Origin of the sequence: Arthrobacter burdickii (assembly GCF_030433645.1) — a bacterium.
Lineage (GTDB): Bacteria > Actinomycetota > Actinomycetes > Actinomycetales > Micrococcaceae > Arthrobacter_D > Arthrobacter_D burdickii.
Genome location: NZ_JAROCG010000001.1, coordinates 120,948 through 140,694, shown reverse-complemented (window position 1 = coordinate 140,694; position 19,747 = coordinate 120,948). Strand labels below are relative to the sequence as shown.

The 19,747-nt window shown below is 69.3% G+C and carries 16 protein-coding genes; 5 read left to right on the top strand and 11 right to left on the bottom strand.

Annotation, left to right across the window (positions count from 1 at the left end):
- Nucleotides 1–66: 66 nt before the first annotated feature.
- The 4 genes from acs to P5G52_RS00575 form a co-directional block, all read right to left on the bottom strand.
- Nucleotides 67–1,998 carry an acetate--CoA ligase gene (acs, locus tag P5G52_RS00590; protein ID WP_301224055.1) on the bottom strand — a complete coding sequence of 644 codons (1,932 nt, stop codon included), beginning with the start codon at nucleotides 1,996–1,998 and terminating at the stop codon, nucleotides 67–69.
- Nucleotides 1,989–2,882: an ABC transporter permease gene (locus P5G52_RS00585; protein ID WP_301224054.1), complete on the bottom strand. Its 894-nt coding sequence runs from the start codon at nucleotides 2,880–2,882 to the stop codon at nucleotides 1,989–1,991. Before P5G52_RS00585 ends, acs begins: the two co-directional genes overlap by 10 nt.
- The gene (locus P5G52_RS00580; RefSeq protein WP_301224053.1) at nucleotides 2,879–3,916 is read right to left on the bottom strand and encodes an aliphatic sulfonate ABC transporter substrate-binding protein; all 1,038 of its coding nucleotides are present in this window, start codon (nucleotides 3,914–3,916) and stop codon (nucleotides 2,879–2,881) included. The genes P5G52_RS00585 and P5G52_RS00580 overlap by 4 nt, the downstream gene beginning before the upstream one ends.
- Before the next feature lie 78 nt (nucleotides 3,917–3,994).
- The gene (locus P5G52_RS00575; RefSeq protein ID WP_301224052.1) at nucleotides 3,995–4,807 is read right to left on the bottom strand and encodes an ABC transporter ATP-binding protein; all 813 of its coding nucleotides are present in this window, start codon (nucleotides 4,805–4,807) and stop codon (nucleotides 3,995–3,997) included.
- A 254-nt stretch (nucleotides 4,808–5,061) separates the two neighbouring features.
- Here P5G52_RS00575 and P5G52_RS00570 point away from each other — a divergent pair, with 254 nt between their 5' ends.
- Nucleotides 5,062–5,478: a CoA-binding protein gene (locus P5G52_RS00570; protein ID WP_301224051.1), complete on the top strand. Its 417-nt coding sequence runs from the start codon at nucleotides 5,062–5,064 to the stop codon at nucleotides 5,476–5,478.
- Here P5G52_RS00570 and P5G52_RS00565 read toward each other — a convergent pair whose 3' ends face one another.
- Nucleotides 5,479–6,366: a DUF1206 domain-containing protein gene (locus tag P5G52_RS00565; RefSeq protein WP_301224050.1), complete on the bottom strand. Its 888-nt coding sequence runs from the start codon at nucleotides 6,364–6,366 to the stop codon at nucleotides 5,479–5,481.
- Nucleotides 6,367–6,555: 189 nt separating this feature from the next.
- Here P5G52_RS00565 and P5G52_RS00560 point away from each other — a divergent pair, with 189 nt between their 5' ends.
- From P5G52_RS00560 to P5G52_RS00550, 3 genes are all read left to right on the top strand, one after another.
- Nucleotides 6,556–7,122 (top strand): DUF1990 domain-containing protein, encoded by a 567-nt coding sequence (locus P5G52_RS00560; RefSeq protein WP_301224049.1) that lies wholly within the window; start codon nucleotides 6,556–6,558, stop codon nucleotides 7,120–7,122.
- Between the two features lie 318 nt (nucleotides 7,123–7,440).
- A complete protein-coding gene (locus P5G52_RS00555) occupies nucleotides 7,441–8,400 on the top strand; it encodes a hypothetical protein (protein ID WP_301224048.1) in 960 nt (319 codons plus the stop codon).
- Between the two features lie 93 nt (nucleotides 8,401–8,493).
- Complete coding sequence (locus P5G52_RS00550; RefSeq protein WP_301224047.1) at nucleotides 8,494–9,192, top strand: class F sortase; 699 nt, start codon at nucleotides 8,494–8,496, stop codon at nucleotides 9,190–9,192.
- 433 nt (nucleotides 9,193–9,625) lie between these two features.
- On the opposite strand, the gene purL is transcribed toward P5G52_RS00550, so the two are convergent.
- From purL to P5G52_RS00525, 5 genes are all read right to left on the bottom strand, one after another.
- A complete protein-coding gene (gene purL / locus P5G52_RS00545) occupies nucleotides 9,626–11,914 on the bottom strand; it encodes a phosphoribosylformylglycinamidine synthase subunit PurL (RefSeq protein ID WP_301224046.1) in 2,289 nt (762 codons plus the stop codon).
- Between the two features lies 1 nt (nucleotide 11,915).
- Nucleotides 11,916–12,713, bottom strand: a complete 798-nt coding sequence (gene purQ / locus P5G52_RS00540) for a phosphoribosylformylglycinamidine synthase subunit PurQ (protein ID WP_435868626.1) — start codon at nucleotides 12,711–12,713, stop codon at nucleotides 11,916–11,918.
- A complete protein-coding gene (purS, locus tag P5G52_RS00535; RefSeq protein ID WP_301224045.1) occupies nucleotides 12,710–12,970 on the bottom strand; it encodes a phosphoribosylformylglycinamidine synthase subunit PurS in 261 nt (86 codons plus the stop codon). Before purS ends, purQ begins: the two co-directional genes overlap by 4 nt.
- A gap of 273 nt (nucleotides 12,971–13,243) precedes the next feature.
- On the bottom strand, nucleotides 13,244–13,888 hold the full coding sequence (locus P5G52_RS00530; RefSeq protein ID WP_301224044.1) for an SSI family serine proteinase inhibitor: 645 nt from the start codon (nucleotides 13,886–13,888) through the stop codon (nucleotides 13,244–13,246).
- A gap of 155 nt (nucleotides 13,889–14,043) precedes the next feature.
- The gene (locus tag P5G52_RS00525) at nucleotides 14,044–14,928 is read right to left on the bottom strand and encodes a 3-methyladenine DNA glycosylase (protein ID WP_301224043.1); all 885 of its coding nucleotides are present in this window, start codon (nucleotides 14,926–14,928) and stop codon (nucleotides 14,044–14,046) included.
- A gap of 255 nt (nucleotides 14,929–15,183) precedes the next feature.
- On the opposite strand from P5G52_RS00525, the gene P5G52_RS00520 reads away from it, so the two are divergent.
- Entirely contained in the window at nucleotides 15,184–18,306 is a 3,123-nt protein-coding gene (locus tag P5G52_RS00520) for a S8 family serine peptidase (RefSeq protein ID WP_301224042.1), read from the top strand.
- A 69-nt stretch (nucleotides 18,307–18,375) separates the two neighbouring features.
- Here the strand turns inward: P5G52_RS00520 and P5G52_RS00515 are convergent, their stop codons facing one another.
- Nucleotides 18,376–19,665 (bottom strand): aspartate kinase, encoded by a 1,290-nt coding sequence (locus P5G52_RS00515; RefSeq protein ID WP_301224041.1) that lies wholly within the window; start codon nucleotides 19,663–19,665, stop codon nucleotides 18,376–18,378.
- Between the last annotated feature and the right edge of the window lie 82 nt (nucleotides 19,666–19,747).

The following is a 19,747-nucleotide window of genomic DNA, read 5'->3' as shown; positions in this document are numbered from 1 at the left end:
GCGGCAGGTGCTTGGACGGGGCGCCTGCCGCTTCCTCCTTTTAACGCGGGTCAGTTTCTAGGCGGGTCAGTTCCTGCCGGCCAGGACGTCCTGGATGCCGGGGATGCAGCCCTCGTTCTGCAGCGAGGTGGTGTCACCGAGCGGCGAGCCCTCGTAGAGCTGCGTCAGCAGGCGCCGCATGATCTTCCCGGACCTCGTCTTGGGCACATCGGGAACGACGACGACGGCCGAGGGCCGCGCGATCGGCCCGATGGCCTCCGCGACATGGGCGCGCAGCGTGGCCGACACGTCCGCGTCCGGATCCGCGCCCGGCGCCAGCACCACGAACGCCGCGATGGCGTGGCCCGTCAGTGGGTCGGGAACAGGGCAGGCGCCGGCTTCGGTCACGAGCGGGTGCGCCACGAGCGCGGACTCGATCTCGATCGTGGAGAGGCGGTGGCCGGAGACGTTGATGACCTCGTCCACGCGCCCCAGGATCCAGGTGTCGCCGTCGTCGTCGTACCGGGCGCCGTCGCCGGCCAGGAACCACCCCTGCGCGGCGAACTTCCGCCAGTAGGAGTCGAGGTAGCGCTGCGGGTTGCCCCAGACGGTGCGTGCCATGGCTGGGCCGTGGCGGTCCACGACGATCAGCCCCTGCACGCCGGGAGGCACCGGGCGGCCCTCCTCGTCCACGATGCGGGTGCTGACGCCCGGGAGGGCCCGCGCGGCGCAACCGGGCTTGAAGTCGGTGTCCGTGGGGCTGGGCGAGAGGACCGTGGCCCCGGTCTCGGACTGCCACCAGGTGTCCACGACGGGAACCTCGTCGCGACCGAGGTTCCTGCGGAACCAGCGCCACGCCTCGGGGTTGACCGCCTCGCCGACCGTCCCCAGGACGCGGATGCTGGAGAGGTCGTAGGAGGACGGGACGCCGTCGGGGAACCAGCCCATCAGTGACCGGACCAGTGTGGGCGCCGTGTAGTAGCTGGTGACGCCGTAGCGTTCGATGATCTCGAAGTGGCGGCCGGGATGGGGCGTGTTCGGGGTGCCCTCGAAGAGGACCTGCGTGGCGCCGTTGGACAGCGGACCGTACAGCTCGTACGTGTGCGCCGTGACCCACGCGAGGTCGGCGGTGCACCAGTGGACGTCGCGGTCCCGCAGCGACGGATCGGGATTGCTGAAGAGGTGCTCGAAGCTCCACGACGCCTGCGTGAGGTAGCCCCCGGAGGTGTGCACGAGCCCCTTCGGCTTCCCCGTCGTACCGGAGGTGTACATGATGAACAGCGGCGTCTCGGCGTCGAACGCCTCCGGCTCGTGGTGCGCGGAAGCGGTGTCGACGATGTCGTGCCACCACACGTCGCGCCCCTCGGTCCAGGCGACCTCCGAGCCGGTGCGGCGCACCACGAGGACGTGCTCGATGCTGTTCGTACCCGCCACCGCGGCGTCGGCATTGGCCTTCACCGGGACGGCGGCGCCCCGGCGGAACTGGCCGTCCGTGGTGACGAGCAGCTTGGCCCCGGTGTCCTCCACCCGGAAGCGGAGGGCTTCGGCGGAGAAACCGCCGAACACGAGGGAGTGCACTGCTCCGATGCGCGCGCAGGCGAGGGTGATCACGACCGTCTCGACGAGGACGGGGAGGTAGATGACCACGCGGTCGCCCTTGCCGACGCCGAGGGCGAGCAGGGCGTTGGCCGCGCGCGACACCTCCTCCTGCAGTTGCGCATAGGTGATAGTGCGGCGGTCCCCGGGCTCGCCCTCGAAGTGGAGCGCGACCCTGTCGCCCCGGCCGGCCCGCACATGCCGGTCGACGCAGTTCGCGGCGACGTTGAGGGTACCCCCGGCGAACCACTCGATGACGGGGACGCTGAGTGATCCGTCCTCCTGCGGGAGTGCCCTGTCGAAGGTGTGGAGCGTGTGCCACGGGGTGTCCCACTCGAGCCTGCCTGCCTGCTCGGCCCAGAAGGCGAGCCGGTCGGCTTCCACTGCAGCGACCCCTTCCGGCGTCGTCGTACCTACGCCCATCGCCGCACCGCCCAGCGTTCGGCGATGCCCAGCAGGGCGTCCGTGGTCTTGCCGATGACGGCCAGCAGGATGATCGCGAGGATGATCCGGTCGACGCGGCCGGTCTGCTGGGAATCCGTCAGCAGGAAGCCCAGGCCCATCGAGGAGGCGATGAGTTCTGCCGCCACGAGGAACAGCCAGGACTGTGCGAGGGCGAGCCTCAGGCCCGAGAACAGCGCGGGGACGACGGCGGGAAGCTGCACGGTGGTCAGCAGGCGGACGCCGTTGAGCCCGAAGGCGCGCGCCGCCTCGACGAGGTTGCGGTCCACGTGGCGCAGCCCGAGGTAGAGCGTGGTGAACACGGGGAAGAACGCACCGATGCTGATCAGCGTGACCTTGGAGTCCTCGTTGATGCCGATCCAGAGGACCAGCAGCGGGACCCAGGCCAGGGACGGAACCGCGCGGAGGGCTCCGACCGTAGGTGTCAGGAGGATGTCGGCGATGCGGGAGAGTCCCAGCAGGGCGCCGGCCAGCACCCCGAGCAGGGAGCCGATGAGGAAGCCGAGCAGCACGCGCTGGGTGGAGATCAGGATGTGGTTGGCCAGCTGTCCCCGCTGCACCAGGTCGACGGCGGCCGCGAGGACCGACGCCGGGGAGGGCAGCTGCGACGACCGGAAGTACCCCGAGGCGGTGCTGAGGTGCCACGCGAGCAGGATGAGCACCGGGACGATGAGCCCGAGCAGGACGACGCCGGCGCGGCGTCCGCCCGGCAGGCGTGTGCGTCCACCGGAGCCCTTTGCCGCGGGTTCTCCGGGTGGGGGCGCGATCGCCGGGGAGCCGGTCGCCTCGAGGCCCTCCTTGCTGATGGGAGTCGCGCTGCTGCCCGTCAGGTACTCCGCACTCATGAGTCGGAACCGATGGCGGCCGGGTCCGCCTTCTCGACGAGCGAGGCATCGAGGAGGGAGCCGAGGGCGTCGTCGATCTGGTCCTGGCTCTGCACGTCGCCGGTCTCGACGAAGACGGGACCGATCTTCTCGAGGACGTTGCGCTGGGCATCACCGGGGGCGGGATCGACGTCGAGGTTGGTGCGCTCGATGATCACCGAATTCGCCACGGCCTGGTCGATGCCGGCGACCTCCGCGAGGATCGACGCCGTCTCCTCGGGGTTCTCCTTGGCCCACTCCCGCGCCTTCTCGTAGGCGTTCACCACGGTCTGCGCGACGTCGGGCTTCTCCGAGAGGAAGTCCTCCGTCGCATTGAGGAAGCCGTAGGTGTTGTAGTCGATGTCCCGGAAGAACAGCTGCGCGCCGTCCTGCTCCGCGGCGGCCATGATCGGGTCCAGCCCGGACCAGGCATCCACCGCGCCGCTCGCCAGCGCGGCGCGCCCGTCGGCGTGCTGCAGGTTCTCGATGGTGACGTCGGACTGTTCCACGCCCGCGGCCTCCAGTGCCTGCAGCAGGAAGAAGTACGGGTCGGTGCCGCGGGTGGCGGCGACGGACTTGCCGCGCAGGTCCTCGACGCTGGTGATGCCAGAGTCCGGCAGCGTCACGAGGGCTGCCCATTCGGGCTGGGAGTAGATGTCGATCGCCTTGATGGGGGAGCCGTTCGAGCGCGCGAGCAGGGCGGCGGAACCGGCCGTGGAACCGACGTCGATCGCTCCGGCACGCAGGGCCTCATTGGCCTTGTTGGAGCCTGCGGACTGTACCCAGTTGACGGTGATGTCCTGGTCCGCGAGCTCGTCCTCGAGCCAGCCCTGCTTTTTGATGATGAGGCTGAGGGGGTTGTAGGTGGCGAAGTCGATGTTGAGGGTTCCGCCCTGCGTGGCGTCCCCGGCCGCTGCCTGGGTGTCGGAGGCGTTCTCGCCGGCCATGCAGCCACTGAGGCTGAGCGAGAGTGCCGTGGCGAGTGCGAGGGTGGGCAGGAAGGCGCGGCGGTTCATGGTGGTCCTTTGAGTGGGTGGTGCGAAAGGGCAGGAAGGCGCCGCGGTCCGGCAGCGCCGGGGGCGGCGGAAGCCGGGCTAGTGTCCGGTGACGCCGAGCAGGGAGAGCAGGGAGCTGCGGAGCACCCCGAGGTCGGCGGAATTGCGGTCCCGCGGGCGTGCGCCGGGCACGGTCACGAGTTCCGCGATGGTGGAACCGGACTGGTCGGTGTCGCCGCGTCCGAGGACGAGGATCCGGTCGGCGAGCTGCAGTGCCTCGTCGACGTCGTGCGTGACAAGCAGCACCGTGGTGGGCTGCGCGCGGTGGATGTCCAGCAGGAGGTCCTGCATCTTGATGCGCGTCAGGGCGTCGAGGGCTCCGAAGGGCTCGTCGAGCAACAGCACTCCGGGGTTGCGGGCGAGGGCGCGGGCCAGCGATGTGCGCTGGGCCATGCCCCCGGAGACCTCGCGCGGCCTGTGCTTCGCGAAGGTATCGAGGCCCACGAGCTTCAGCAGCTCGAGGACCTTCGCCTTGCCGGCGCTGGCGCTGGAGGACTTGGGCAGCCCGATCGCGACGTTGGCCTGCAGGGTGTGCCAGGGCAGCAGCCGGGGTTCCTGGAACGCGACGGCGCACCGCTCGTCGATGCCGGTCACGGGCGTGCCATCGATCAGGACCTCCCCCCTGTCGGGGATGTCGAGGCCGGCGGCGGCACGCAGGAGGGTGGACTTGCCGCATCCACTGGTGCCGAGGATGGCGAGGATCTCGCCCGGCTTCACCTCCACGGTGACGTCCCTGAGCACGACCCGCCGGTCGCCGGACGAGCCGAAGCTGCGCCCGAGGCCGGAGAACCGAACCCCGAGGGCCTGCTTGTGGTGGGGCTTGGTGCTGCCCGGTGCCAGAACTGCGGTCATGGTGTCTCCATCGGTCCTGGCGGTAGCACCCTACGGGACGAGCCTTCGCCACCGTTCGCGGTGGTTCCCGTGGCTCGGGCCTCGATATTGCCCGGCATCAGGGGGATGCGGACAACCAGGGTTGCTGCGGCTTCATCGATCCAGGTCTCTCGGCCGCTCGGGATGGTCCCTCCTATGAAACGCCTGCAGGAGGGGAGGAGCAAAATAGGGCGTGTAACAAAGGCTGTAACAAACCCGAGGTCGAAGGAGGCGCCGTGGCACACCAGAACGATCCGCAGGTAATTCGGAGGCTCCTGACGGAGCACGGCCGTTGGGCGGTGGTGGGTCTGTCCAACAACCCGCGCCGCGTCGCCGTCGGCGTCTCACGCTTCCTGATGGACGGGCTCGGGATGGAGATCATCCCGGTGAGCCTGAAGGGCGACGACGTCCACGGGCAGAAGGGCTACACGCGGCTCGCGGACGTCCCGGGAAGCATCGACGTCGTCGACTGCTTCGTCAACTCGTCCCGGGTGGGCGCCGTGGTCGACCAGGCGATCGCCGTCGGTGCCAGGGCGGTGTGGCTGCAGCTCGGCGTCATCGACGAGGACGCTGCCCGGCGTGCAGCGGAGGCAGGGCTCGACGTCGTCATGGACACCTGCCCCGCGATGGAGGCACCGGCACTCGGCCTCTAGCTACAGGCGCTGGTACTTCGACCTCACCACCATGAAGACGCCGTAGGCCATGAGGCCCAGCGCCACGGCACCGAGGAGCCAGGGACCGAACGGCTGGTCACGCAGCGCCTTGAGGGCGCCGTCGAGCCCTGTCGACTTCCCGGGGTCGTTCGTCACCGTGGCAACGATGACGAGGATCCCGAGCACGCCGAGGGCGATCCCCTTGGCGACGTACCCTGCGGTCCCGAGCGCGACGACGGCGCTGCCGGTACCGCCGGCCGGGAGGCCCGAGAGCTTCTGGAGGAACCGTCGGGTGCCGCCGCTGTAGATGAAGTAGCCGCCAATCGCGAGGATGCCGACGCCGACCGCGAGGAGGAGGGCCGTGCCCGCGGGGTTCGACATCAGCGACGCGGTCAGCGATTTCGTGCTGCCACTGCTGCTGCTCGAGCCACCGAGAGCGTATTTTCCGAAGGTCACGCCGAGCGCGGCGTAGACGACGGCCTGGCCGCCGCTCTTCAGCCGGAACTTGAGCTTGTCCTTGTCGCTCCCACCCTTGGCACCGAGAAACACCTCGCTGAGCTGGAACAGGGCGAGGGCGATGCACCCGATGAAGCAGAACCACAGGAGGAACGTTCCGCCCGGACTGCCCGCCAACTGCCCGATGGCCCCGCTCTGGTCCGCGCTCCCTGAACGGCCGCTTGCCAGACCGAGGGCGATCAGGCCGATCAGGAAGTGGAGGATGCCTGCCGCCACGTACCCGGCCCGGGCCGCGAGTTCGAAGCCCTTCGAGTTGACGACCTCCCCGGCGGCGTCGGATGCCTTGTCCGCGGCATCCTTTCCGGCATTCTTTCCGGCCGACGTATGGCCCAGCTTCTTCGATGACCTGTTGGACGCCGTCTTTGGTGCCATGGTGATCCCGCCTCCTTGCCGGATCGGCGGACGCGTACGTCGCAGGTGCGGGTCCGGTCCGGTGTGGACACCATCCTGCCACTGCTCCGGCCGCCCGGGTATGTTTCCCGTCCACTAGGTTGGGACGAAGGCCCTGGGGCAGCACGCCCGCTGTCGGCAGAAGCCGGCGCGCATCGGAAGGGGAACAGCATGGAGCAGTTCACGTACGAGGAGCAAGGCGCTACGGACAGGCCCTTCCCCGAGCCGCTCGAGGGTGGCTGGCCCGCCGGCTATACCGTGATGGTCGAGACCCACGAGATCCCGACCGACGACCCGTCCGGGGCGTTCGCCGCCCTCACCGAGGGGATCCTCGGGTGGGAACTGCATCGTCGTGCCGGCCTCACCATGGAGTCGAATGCAGAACGGGCGGCGCCCGGCGGGCGCGTGGTCTCCGGGTTCGGTGTGGGGCCGGCCCGGATCAAGGCGCCCTGCAGGGTCATCTGGGCGAAGGCGGCCCGGCTCGACGGCGCGGGCAGGGCTGTCCCGGGACAGCGCGGCGGATTCGGCTACGGGACACTACCCGGGCATCCCGTGCGGGGCGAGGAGGGCTTCTTTGCGGAACTGACCGCGGACAACCGCCTGCTGTTCATCTGCTCGGCCTACAGCATGCCCGCAAGCCTCCTGTTCCGGCTCGCCGCGCCCGTGACCCGGCTGACCCAGCGGTACGTCCTGTCGCGCTATGTAAAGGCGGCGCGGGAGCTGGCCGCGGGCACCTGACCGTATCGTGTGCCTGCCGGCATCGATGGGGACGTGTTCGGGCGATCGGGTCGCCGGCATGCGCTGATACCGAACTGTTACATAGCTGGACGACTGACTCATTGCTTCAGACACCGAACGGCCCTAGGTTGAGGAACACAGTGATCGCCCAGGGAAGACCCAGCAACTTCGGGAGCAACTCCCTGGATCAGCGATCGGCGGATTCCGGCTTCTTGTCTCGCGGCGCCCTCCGGAGGAGGACGCCGCTTGCGTGTGGCACCGCAGGCTGCGCCGTCGGGAACGGCCCGGGGGAAACTACGTGTCAGGAGACGCGCACACATGATCGTTACCAAAAGATGGATCGCCGCAGGATCCACCGCCACCCTTCTCGCCGGTGGACTGTTCCTCGGGGCTCCGATGGCTTCAGCCGCACCGGGTGACGCAGCCTGCCTGCAGGCATCCGTCCAGTTCAACGCAGCACTCGGCGCCGCCGGGATCGACGTCGCCTTCGTCAGCCAGCTCGAGCTCGCAACGGCGGCCGTCGTCGCCGCTGCGGAGAATTACGAGGCCGTGAGCGAGGCCGCACTGGCCTCCCAGGCTGCGGTGGATGCGGAAGCGGTCCTGGCGCAGGCGGACGAGGACTACCAGGCCGCACTCGCGCTGGCAGCAACCGAGCAGGCCGAGTACGACGCCGCCCTTGCAGCAGCTGGAGGGGACGTGACCGCCGCGTCCGTCGTCGCGGCGCAGGGCGAGCTCACCGTCGCACTCGCTGCGCAGGCAGCGGCGCTCAACACCGCCGATGCCGCCGCCGCCGCCTACCAGGTGGCTGTCTACACCCCCGAGGTACAGGCTGCGGAGGATGCACTCGACGACGCATCGGTCGCCGCCGACGCGCTCATCACCCAGCTGAGCGGGGATGAAGCAGCCGCAGCAGAGCTCATCGCCCTGTTCAAGGCATTCCTTGCCGCCTGTGACGCCGGCGCCATCGGCGTCGAGCCCGTCACGCCCGTCGTGGTTCCTGTTCCGGTGGCGCCGGTCGTTCCCCCGGTTGTGCCCGTGACGGTAGCCCCCGTCACCCCGGCTGCTCCGGTCACCCCGGCCGCTCCGGTCACCCCGGCCGCTCCGGTCACCCCGGTCGCTCCAGTCGCGACCAACCAGGGCCTCAACGTCCAGACCGCCGTCGCCACCGAGGACGACAGCCCGGCCGTCGCCCTCCTCGCCGCGCTGCTGGCAGTCGGTGTCGCTGTGCCCGTGGCCACCGCTGCCCGTATGCGCCGCCTCGCACGCGCACAGCGCTAGCACCGAGCCGTCCCGGCCCGGCGATCTGGTCCAGAACCATTCGCCGGGCCAGGACGGTGCACCATCCCTCACCACCCCAGGACAGCGCACCGCATGGAACAGCACGGAGTCGACGAACCGGCCGCCCAGCAGCCCGGCGCCCCTGCGCGCACCGGGGTCCCCCAGCGGTCCCGGAAGCGGTGGATAGCCCTTCCGCTCGTCGCGGCGGCCGGCCTCGCGATCGCCGTTTCTGTCCTGCCGCCGGACTCCGCGCCATCGGCCGCGCCGTCGAGCACACTCTCCGCTGTCGCGACGCCTTCGGCAGCCCCTTCAGCAGCCCCCGCGGCGCCCGCAGCGGACCCAGGGCCTGCCGCATCCCAACCCATTGCGCTGTCCTTCGCCGACGCTGGCATCGACATGGCCGTGCTCCCGCTGACCCCCAGCGATGCGGACCTGGCAGCGCAGTCGCTGGTGCCGCCGCTCACCATCGACGCCTACTGGCTCACCCCGTACGGGGTTCCCGGCGCAGGCTCGAACAACACCACCTACATCGCCGGGCACAGCTGGGACGGCCAGGACGCACCCTTCAACCGGCTGAGCAACGAAGCGCTCGTGGGAAGCGAGTTCACGCTCACCACGCAGACGGGCGACATCACGTACGTCGTCGATTCTGTCCTCACGCATGATAAGGACACCCTGAAGGACAGCGACATCTGGAACATCGTCCCGAACCGCGTGGTCCTTATCAGCTGCTACACCGAGGACCCCTGGGGCAAGAACGTCGTCGTCACGGCGATGCCCAAGACTGCCTGAGCCGTTGATCCGGCCGCTCCCTGGCATGGCAGCTGATTCCTGACGGCTGGCGGGCGGCAGCCGCCGCAGCCGTCGTCGTCGGACTGTAAAACCGGGGCTCCGGCCTGGATGCGGTGGAACGCCGCCACGGGTTGGGGCATCCGCCACGGTCTGGCCCGGTAAGTCCCGCCCTCCGCCCCCGTCAGGCCCCCGCCGGGGTGGACTCCGCTCGGTCCCGGGGGACGGAGAAGGCAGCCGTCGTCGTCGGACTGTAAAACCGGGGCTGCGGCTCAGGTGCGGTGGAACGCCGCCACGGGGTTGGGCACCCGGCGCGGCGGCCCAACCCCAAGAAGCAGTCCGCGGTGGACTCCGATCGGCCCGGAAGACGGAGGAGGCCGCCACCCGGTCGGGTGGCGGCCTCCTGCCGGCCGGGCGAGCTGCCCCGGTGGAGCGACTAGCCGAAGTGCTTCGGCAGGGTTTCCTCGTGGGCCTTCCGGAGCTGGTCCAGAGGCAGGTTGAAGTAGCCCTGCACGTCGAGTGACTGGTTCTCCGTATCGACCACACCGATGCGGATGGTCGGGAAGTTCCGGGCCGTGCACATGTCGTTGAAGCGCACTTCCTCCGAGCGGGGGACGCTGACGACGGCACGTGCCTGGCTCTCGCTGAACAGCGCGGTGAACGCGTCGATGCCGTCGCGCTCGCAGAGCTCGTCGAGCCCGATCCGCGCACCGACGCCGAAGCGCAGCGCCATCTCGCTCAGGCCGGCGGCGAGGCCGCCCTCGGAGAGGTCGTGGGCGGCGTCGATCATGCCGTCACGCGAGCAGTTGACGAGGATCGCCGCGAGGGTCTTCTCCGCTGCCAGATCCAGCGCGGGAGGCTGTCCGCCGAGGTGGCCGCGCAGGTTGGCCCACTCGGAACCGTCCAGCTCGTCCGCCGTCGTGCCCAGCAGGTAGACGGCCTGGCCGTCCTCACGCCAGCCGGACGGCGTGCGCCGCGCGACGTCGTCGAACACGCCCAGGACGCCGACCACCGGGGTGGGGTGGATGGCGACGCCGCCGGTCTGGTTGTAGAGCGAGACGTTGCCGCCGGTCACGGGCACACCGAGTTCCTGGCACGCGTCCGCGAGCCCGCGCACGGTCTCGGCGAACTGCCACATGACCTCGGGGTCCTCGGGGGATCCGAAGTTCAGGCAGTCGGTGACGGCGAGGGGCTCGGCGCCCGAGGTGGCCACGTTGCGGTAGGCCTCCGCGAGGGCCAGGCGTGCGCCCTCGTAGGGGTTGAGGTAGGAGTAGCGGCCGTTGGCGTCGGTGGAGATGGCGACGCCGAGGCCGGTCTCCTCGTCCACGCGAACCACTCCGGCGTCGTCGGGCATGGCGAGCGCCGTGTTGCCCTGCACGTAGCGGTCGTACTGGTCCGTCACCCAGTTCTTCGCGCACATGTTGGGGGAGGCCATGAGTTCGAGCACGGCCTCGCGCAGGTCCGCAGGCTGCTCGGGTGCAAAACGATCCGCCTGGACGCCGTCCAGCCACTCCGGCCGGTGGTACGGGCGGTCGTAGACGGGTCCCTCGTGGGCGACGGTGCGCGGATCGACGTCGACGATCTTCTGGCCGTCCCACTCGATGATGAGGCGCCCGGTGTCGGTGACCTCGCCGAGCCAGGAGTACTCCACGGCCCACTTGTCCATGATCGCCTCGAACGCCGCGACGTTCTCGGGCGTCACGACCGCCATCATGCGCTCCTGCGACTCCGACATGAGGATCTCGCCCGGGGTCAGGGAGGGATCGCGCAGCAGCACGTTGGTGAGTTCGACGTGCATGCCGCCGTCGCCGTTCGACGCCAGTTCCGACGTCGCACAGGAGATGCCTGCGGCGCCGAGGTCCTGGATGCCCTCGACCACGGAGGCCTTGAACAGTTCGAGGCAGCACTCGATGAGCACCTTCTCGGCGAACGGATCGCCCACCTGGACCGCGGGCCGCTTGGAGGGCTTGGCGTCGTCGAAGGACTCGGAGGCGAGGACGGACGCGCCGCCGATGCCGTCGCCACCGGTGCGGGCGCCGAAGAGGACCACCTTGTTGCCGGCGCCGGAAGCGTTGGCGAGGCGGATGTCCTCGTGGCGCAGTACGCCGACCGCGAGGGCGTTGACGAGCGGGTTGCCCTGGTAAACGGAGTCGAAGACCACCTCACCGCCGATGTTCGGCAGGCCGAGGGAGTTGCCGTAGCCGCCGATGCCCGAGACGATGCCGTGGACGAGTCGCGCGGTGTCGGGGTGGTCGATCGCACCGAAGCGCAGCGGGTCCATGACGGCGACGGGGCGTGCGCCCATCGAGATGATGTCGCGCACGATGCCGCCGACGCCGGTCGCGGCACCCTGGTAGGGCTCCACGAAGGACGGGTGGTTGTGGCTCTCCACCTTGAACGTCACGGCCCAGCCGTCCCCGATGTCGACGACGCCGGCGTTCTCGCCGATGCCCACGAGGAGGTGCTCCTTCATGGCCTCGGTGACCTTGTCGCCGAACTGGCGCAGGTGCACCTTGGAGGACTTGTAGGAGCAGTGCTCGCTCCACATCACCGAGTACATGGCGAGCTCCGCGCCGGTGGGCCGGCGGCCGAGGATCTCCTCGACGCGCTGGTACTCGTTCTCCTTCAGGCCGAGCTCGGCCCAGGGAAGCGCCTGGCCCGGGGTGGCCTCGGCGTTCGCGACGGTGTCGATGTTGAACTTCTTGGACGTTGCCTCTGCAGTCACCTTAACCAACCAGTTTCTTGAGTACCGATGTAAAGATGCCGAGACCGTCCGTGCCACCACGGACCTCGACCTCCCCGCGCGCCGAGGAGTCGGGTCCGAAGCCCGCCTCCACCGCGTGCTCGGGGTGGGGCATGAGCCCGACGACGTTGCCTGCAGCGTTCGAGATGCCGGCGATGTCGCGGCGTGAGCCGTTGGGGTTGCCGCCGACGTAGCGGAAGACGACGCGGCCCTCGCCCTCGAGTTCGTCGAGCGTGTAGTTGTCCGCGACGAACTGGCCGTCCTGGTTCTTGAGCGGGATGACGAGTTCCTCGCCCTGCGCGTATTCCGACGTCCAGAACGTGTCCGCGTTCTCGACCCGGAGGCGCTGGTCGCGGCAGATGAAGTGGAGGTCGTTGTTCTTGATCATCGAGCCGGGCAGGAGGTGCGCCTCGGTGAGGACCTGGAAACCGTTGCAGATGCCGAGCACGGGCAGGGCGTCGGCCCCGCCTGATGCTGCCTCGGTGATCTGCTCCATGAGTGGGGCGAAGCGGGAGATGGCGCCTGCCCGGAGGTAGTCGCCGTAGGAGAACCCCCCGGGGATGATGACGGCGTCGACGTCCTGCAGGCTGTGGTCGCCATGCCACAGGTGGATCGCGCTGCCGCCTGCGAGGCGGACGGCGCGGACGGCGTCGCGATCGTCGAGCGAGCCGGGGAACGTGACGACGCCGACCTTCACGCCGTTGAGCGGGCTGTCCTCATTGTTCGAGGCGACCGGCTGCGGGCCGCCGATGAGGGGCGTCTCGATATTGGATGTGGTCACTGCGCGTCCTCCTCGAGAACCTCCACGCGCGTGACATCTTCGATGACGGGGTTCGACAGCAACGTGGTGGCGGCGTGGCGGGCCTGCTCGAGGACCTCCTCGGTGACGTCACCGTCCACGGTGAGCTCGAAGCGCTTGCCCTGGCGGACACCGGCGAACCCGGTGAGGCCGATCCGGGGGAGGGCTCCGGCGATCGCCTTACCCTGCGGGTCGAGGATCTCGGGCTTGGGCATGACGTCGACAACAATCCGGGGCATCCGGCAACTCCTGTGCGTGAGCGGCAAGTGCTGGGGATTCCAGCATTAAATGCAGTAGCCCGGAAGTGCCGTCTCACGCCGCATCTGGGTTGACACCGGCGCTCCGCGAGCTTGCCCTACAAGTCTACCGGGGATTCGCCCGGCACCTGTCCGGCGCCGCCGGACTCCTCTTCGGACGCCTTCGGGGACGACATGGGCAGTAGGTCCCACTCCCGAGGGGCGAGGGCGGGCAGCCGAACCCGCCCCGGACGGTGCCCGGCGCGCGGGGAGGCGCTACTGCGCCCCCGGGGCCCCGAGGATGTCCCGGACCCTGTTCCAGCGCGAGATCTCGCAGCCGTCAGTCAGGGCGAAGGCGGCGAGGATCGACGTCCCGTCCAGCGTGCCGGTGATGCTCGCGGTCTGCGGGCCCCCGTACTGCTGGGTGCAGATGATGTCCTTGTCGGGGCGGGCCGTGAAGAACTTCGTGCCGAGCCGGGCGAGGGCGGCGCAGGCGGCCTCGGCGCCGGGGAGCGTCGATGCGGGACCAGGCGCGCCGTCCACGCATTCGAGGACATACTGCACGGGCTCCGCGGACGCGTCCTGCTGGATGGAGATGGTCAGCAGGGCCGTGGTTCCCGAGGCGGCGGGAGATGCCGTCGGCACGGCGCTGCCGTCCGGCATCGGCGTCGAGGCTCCGGGTGTCCCGGAGGGCACGGGAGTTCCGGAAGGCCCGGAAGCCTCAGGTGTCCCGGAAGGCCCGGAAGGCCCGGAAGGCCCGGAGGGATCGGGGGAGGACTGCACGGCGGTCTCCTGCTCTGTCGGTTCGGTCGCCGGCCCGCCGCATGCGGAGAGGGCGAGGGGCAGTGCTGCGAGGACGAGCGCGAGCCGCACAGCTCCTCGGCGTGGCCGGGCTGCTCGCATCAGGACAGGCGTCGTCATGGTGGTCCCCCTCGGCTGCCAGCGTAACGGCTGATGCAGGCTCAACGAGGGACGACGGCGGAGCGTCCCGGTCCGGACCATCGACGACCGGCCCGCCGAGGGTCGGCATCGCGACGGGTTCGCGATCCAGGCGGGATCGGTCCGGCCCCGCACCGTCACGACCCGGCGAGCGCCCTCTCGAGGTGGTCGAGCAACTGCGCCCGGAGCGCCTGCGATTCCTCGGCGAAGCCGCGCTGCAGACGGACGTACTCGGCCTTGCCCTCGGCCGTCTCGATGGCGATGGGCGCGTACCCCCAATCCGAGAGGTCGTACGGTGATGCCCTCATGTCCATCGTGCGGATCCGCCACGACAGCTCGAAACAGTCCATCACCAGTTCGCTCGGCAGGAGGGGAGTGAGCTTGTACGCCCACTTGTAGAGATCCATGTTGGCGTGCAGGCAGCCCGGCTGTTCGAGGTCCCGCTGCGTCTCCCGCGTGGGCGCATGCTCATTGAGGGGCACGGCTTCCGGCGCGTAGAAACGGAAGGCGTCGAAGTGGGTGCACCGGATGCGGGACTGCTCGACGACGTCGTCCGTGCCCGCGGTCCCCAGCCGGAGTCGCAGGTATTCGTGCCGCACGCCGTGCACTGCCGACCGGTAGGCCATGGCCCATTCGTGGAGCCCGAAACAGCCGAACTGCGCCGGCCGTGCCGCCGTCCGGGCGAGGATCAGCCGGGCGAAGTCGACGGCCTCGCGCCGCTCCGCCGTGAACCGGTGCACATCCACCCGCACGCCGTCGTCGTCCGCCGTGTAGTACTTCCAGGTGGCGCGTCCGGCCGCCGCCGCTCCCGCCAGCACCACACCGGCACCCGGGTGCCAGCGCAGGAGCTGGCCCGGCTTCTGGTTGTAGTAGGTGAAGAGGAAGTCCTCGACGGGATGCCTGACGCCGCGGGACCGGCGGTCGAGATAGGGGTCCGCGACGCGCGCGGCACGTTCCTGGTGTCGCCGTTCACGATCCTGCCAGTCGACCGCCTGCAAGCGGGGCAGGAGGACGTCGGACATCCTTCCATTATCACCGCGAGTTGAATCGGTAAATACTGCGGGGAAATTGTGCCCGGCGTACACGGAACCGGGCTGACCGCATGAGTTGCCTCGGGTAAGTTTGAATTCGCCGTGGCGTCTGTGGGCATCATCACAGATCGGGTCCTATTCGGGAGACCGCGGCACCGGGGGAACGGCCGTGGCCGGACCGCACTTCATGAAAGGTCTCACTGTCCTATGACACGACGGAGAAAAGACGGACGGGGTAGCGGCGCCATGCGCGCTGCCGCGGCCATCGTCCTGGGTCTGCCGCTACTGGTGACATCGACGGCCGTGGCGCCTGCTGCCTTCGCAGCTCCCGCCCAGTCCGATTCGGTGACGCCGCAGAAGGCGCCGGCCAAGGAGCTGGACCCAGCGCAGTACCCGGCGGGCAAGTACATCGTGGTGCTCGCCGACAAGCCGCTGGCCACCTACGAGGGCGGCGTGCAGGGCATCGCCCCGACCAAACCCGAGCAGGGCCGCAAGCTCGACGCCGCAGCCGACAACGTCAAGCAGTACTCGGAGTTCCTCGAGACCAAGCAGCAGGAGGTCGCCGCCGAGGAGAACGTCGAGATCAAGCGCACCTACACGGCGGCGCTCAACGGTTTCGCGGCGGATCTCAGTGCCGACCAGGCCGTCCAGCTGGCCAAGAGCGACGAGGTCCTCCTCGTGGCGCCGGACGTCGAGAACGCCCCCGACTACTCGAGCATCGACTTCCTCGGCCTGGGCGGCAACAAGGGTACCTGGAAGACGCAGTTCGGCGGAGAGAAGAACGCGGGCGCCGGGACGGTCGTCGGCGTGATCGACACCGGGTACGCGCCCGACAACCCCTTCCTCGCAGGCGACCCCGTCCGGCCGCTCAAGGGCAATGCGAAGCCCAAGGTGGGAGTGCCCTACCTCAACGCCGTAGGCGACATCGCGATGCTCAAGTCCGACGGCTCCACCTTCACCGGTGATTGCCAGGTCGGCGAGGGCTTCGACGGCAGCCTCTGCAACTCGAAGGTCCTCTCGGCCCGTTACTTCGCCGACACGTTCCTCGCGAGCGTTCCGGCGGAGAACCGCGCACCCGAGGAAGTCCTCTCCCCGGTTGACATCGACAACCACGGCACGCACACCGCGAGCACCGCGGCGGGTAACTCCGGCGTGACCCAGACCGTCGACGGCCGCAACTTCGGCGTCTCCTCCGGTGTCGCTCCTGCCGCCAAGGTCTCGGTCTACAAGATCTGCTGGGAGGACACCAATCCCAATACGGGCGGTTGCTACTCCTCCTCCGCCATCGCGGCCATCAACCAGGCCGTCCTCGACGGCGTCGACGTCCTCAACTACTCGATCTCCGGCAGCACGACGACGACGACGGACCCCGTGTCCCTCGCCTTCCTCTCGGCGACGGCCGCAGGTGTCTTCGTCGCGGTCTCGGCCGGCAACTCCGGTCCCGCGGCCAGCACCGTCAATCACGGAGCTCCCTGGCTAACCACGGTCGCCGCCAGCACGTTCAGCTACGAACTGCAGGGGACCGCCGAGTTCTCCGACGGCACCAAGTACCGCGGAGCGTCGATCATGCGTAACGGCGTCCCGGCCAGCCCCGTCGTTCTCGCCGCCAATGCTGCGGCAGCAGGCGCGGCGAACCCGAACCTCTGCGGTCCCAAGACGCTCGATCCCGCAAAGGTCGCCGGCAAGATCGTGGTCTGCGACCGAGGCGTCGTCGACCGCGCCGCCAAGAGCGCCGAGGTCGCACGCGGCGGGGGTGTCGGCATGATCCTGGTGAACCTCGTCGACTCCTCGACCGACACGGACCAGCACGCAGTTCCCACAGTGCACGTCAATGCTCCCGAAGCACTCGAGCTCAAGGCGAAGGTCGCGGCCAACCCGGCACTCACCGTTGCCCTGCAGCCCACGGACACCACGGGCAAGCCCCTGCCTCCCGCGCCCCAGGTCGCAGGCTTCTCCTCGCGCGGCCCGCTGCTCGCGACCGACTCCGACCTCCTGAAGCCGGACGTCACGGCTCCGGGTGTCGCCGTCCTCGCCGGCGTCTCCACCGTCGGCTCGAACGGTGAGCAGTTCGGCTTCCTGTCGGGAACGTCGATGGCGTCGCCGCACGTCGCCGGCCTCGCCGCCCTGGTGCTCGGCAAGAACCCCGCCTGGTCCCCGGCAACCGTGAAATCCGCGATGATGACCACGGCCTACCCGCTGAAGACCGCCACCGGCGGCGTCGAGACCGACGTCCTCGCCGTGGGCGCGGGACACATCAACCCGGCCAGCGTCCTCAGCCCCGGACTGGTCTACGACCAGGAGATCGACGACTACCTGCGCTTCATCGAAGGCACCGGCGTCGCGCTGGGTATCGATGGCATCGAGCCCGTTGCAGCAAAGGACACCAACGTCCCGTCGTTCGCGCTCGGCAACCTGACCGGCCGTATCGAGGTGACCCGCACGGTCACCGCCCTGACGCCCGGGCTCTACCGCGCGACCGCCAACGTGCCCGGAGTGAAGGTGACCGTCACGCCGTCGGTCCTGAACTTCAGTGCACCGGGGGAGACCCGCACGTTCAAGGTCTCCTTCGAGAACCAGAGCGCACCGTCCGGCACGTTCGCCGCCGGGTCGCTGACCTGGTCCGGCCAGGGCAAGAAGGTCACCTCCCCGGTGGCCGTCCGTCCCCAGGCCGTCAACGCGCCGAACGAGGTGGCCTTCTCCTCCGCCGGACCTGACGGAAGCGGCAGCTTCGACGTCACCTCGGGCACGAACAGCCCGATCCAGATGACGCTCGAGGGTCTCTCGAAGGCGGACTCGACGGCGATCAGCCTGGTGCCGGGCGACTTCGAAGACACCGACAACGCATCCAACGCATCCAAGACCGTCACGGTGCCCGCGGGTACTTCCGTGGCCAAGTTCTCGGTGCTGTCGGATGATCTGTCCGCGGACTTCGACATGGCCGTGGTCAGGCCGAACGGCACCGTGACCCAGGTGGCAACGTCCGATGCCAGTGAGACCATCACGATCCCGAACCCGGCAGCCGGCACCTACCGGATCATCGCGAACCTGTACGCCAGCACCGACAACGCGCCGACCACCGGCACCATCGATGCTGCGATCCTGAAGAGCGGCGAGAACAATGCGACGCTGACACCCAACCCGCTCGTCCTCGCGAACGGCAGCACGGGTGCCGTGACCCTCGCCTGGACCGGCCTGACCCCCGGCTCCTACGTGGGACGGGTGTCCTACGCAGGGTCCTCCGCCGTGACCTACGTGACCGTCGTCGTCGATGGGGAGGGCGAGGCCGCGGCCCAGCTCCCGGCCGTCGACCCGGCGGCCAAGCTCCTGACGGGTCCGAGCGGAGCCATCACCCCGACCGGGGAGAAGTAGCAGTACCTGACTGACACGAGAAAGGCCGGTGGATCATCCACCGGCCTTTCTCGTTCCCTGGAGGGGAGGCTAGCGCCCTGTGCCGGCGTAGACGGTCGCCGTGGTGTCGCCGTCGAGCTCGAAGGCCGCGTGCACGGCGCGGACCGCGGTGTCGAGGAGGTCGGCCCCCGTCACCACGGAGATGCGGATCTCCGACGTCGAGATCATGTCGATGTTCACGCCGGCGTCGGACAGTGCCCGGAAGAAGCGGTAGGAGACACCCGGGTTCGACCGCATGCCGGCGCCGATCAGGGAGAGCTTGCCGATCGTCTCGTTGTACTCGACGCTCTCGAAGCCGACACGGTCCTGCGCCTCGCCGAGCGCGGCGAGGGCCTCGGCGCCGTCGACGATCGGCAGGGTGAAGGAGATGTCCGTGCGTCCCGAACCATGCGTCGAGACGTTCTGGACGATCATGTCGATGTTCGTGTTGGTGCCCGCGACGATGCCGAAGATCTCTGCGGCCTTCCCGGGGATGTCGGGCACGCCGACGACGGTGACCTTCGCTTCGGAGCGGTCGTGCGCGACACCGGAGATGATGGGCTGTTCCAAGGGTTCTCCCTCTTGAATCTTGATCTGGTCGTCAGGGCTGGGCAGGACCCAGGTGCCCTCGTTATGGCTGAAGGAGGAGCGGACGTGGATGGGCACCCCGAAGCGCCGCGCGTACTCGACGCAGCGCAGGTGCAGGATCTTGGCACCCGAGGCGGCCATCTCGAGCATCTCCTCGCTCGAGATGGTGTCGATCTTCTGCGCCGACGGGACGACCCGGGGGTCGGCCGTGTAGACGCCGTCGACATCGGTGTAGATCTCGCAGACGTCGGCGTCGAGTGCGGCCGCGAGCGCGACGGCGGTGGTGTCCGAGCCGCCCCGACCGAGGGTCGTGATGTCGTTGCTGTCACGGCTCATGCCCTGGAATCCGGCGACGATGGCGATGTCGCCCTTTTCGATGGCCGTCCGGATGCGATGCGGTGAGACGTCGATGATGCGGGCCTTGCCGTGGATGGCATCGGTGATCATACCGGCCTGGCTGCCGGTGAAGGACTGCGCCGACGCCCCGATGCCGTGGATGGCCATGGCGAGCAGGGCCATCGAGATGCGCTCGCCCGCGCTGAGGAGCATGTCCATCTCGCGGGCATCGGACGACGCCGGACTCACCTGGGCGGCGAGGTCCAGCAGCTCGTCGGTACTGTCGCCCATCGCGGAGACGACGACCACCACCTGATGGCCGGCCGCCTGCGTGTCGACGACGCGCTGCGCCACGCGCTTGATGCCCTCGGCGTCGGCGACCGACGATCCGCCGAATTTCTGGACTATGAGGCTCATGCACTCGCTCACTGATGAAGGAGGACGGCGGTGGAACCCACCGCGCTGGCTGTTGACGGGCGGCGGCACCGGCGCCTCGGGA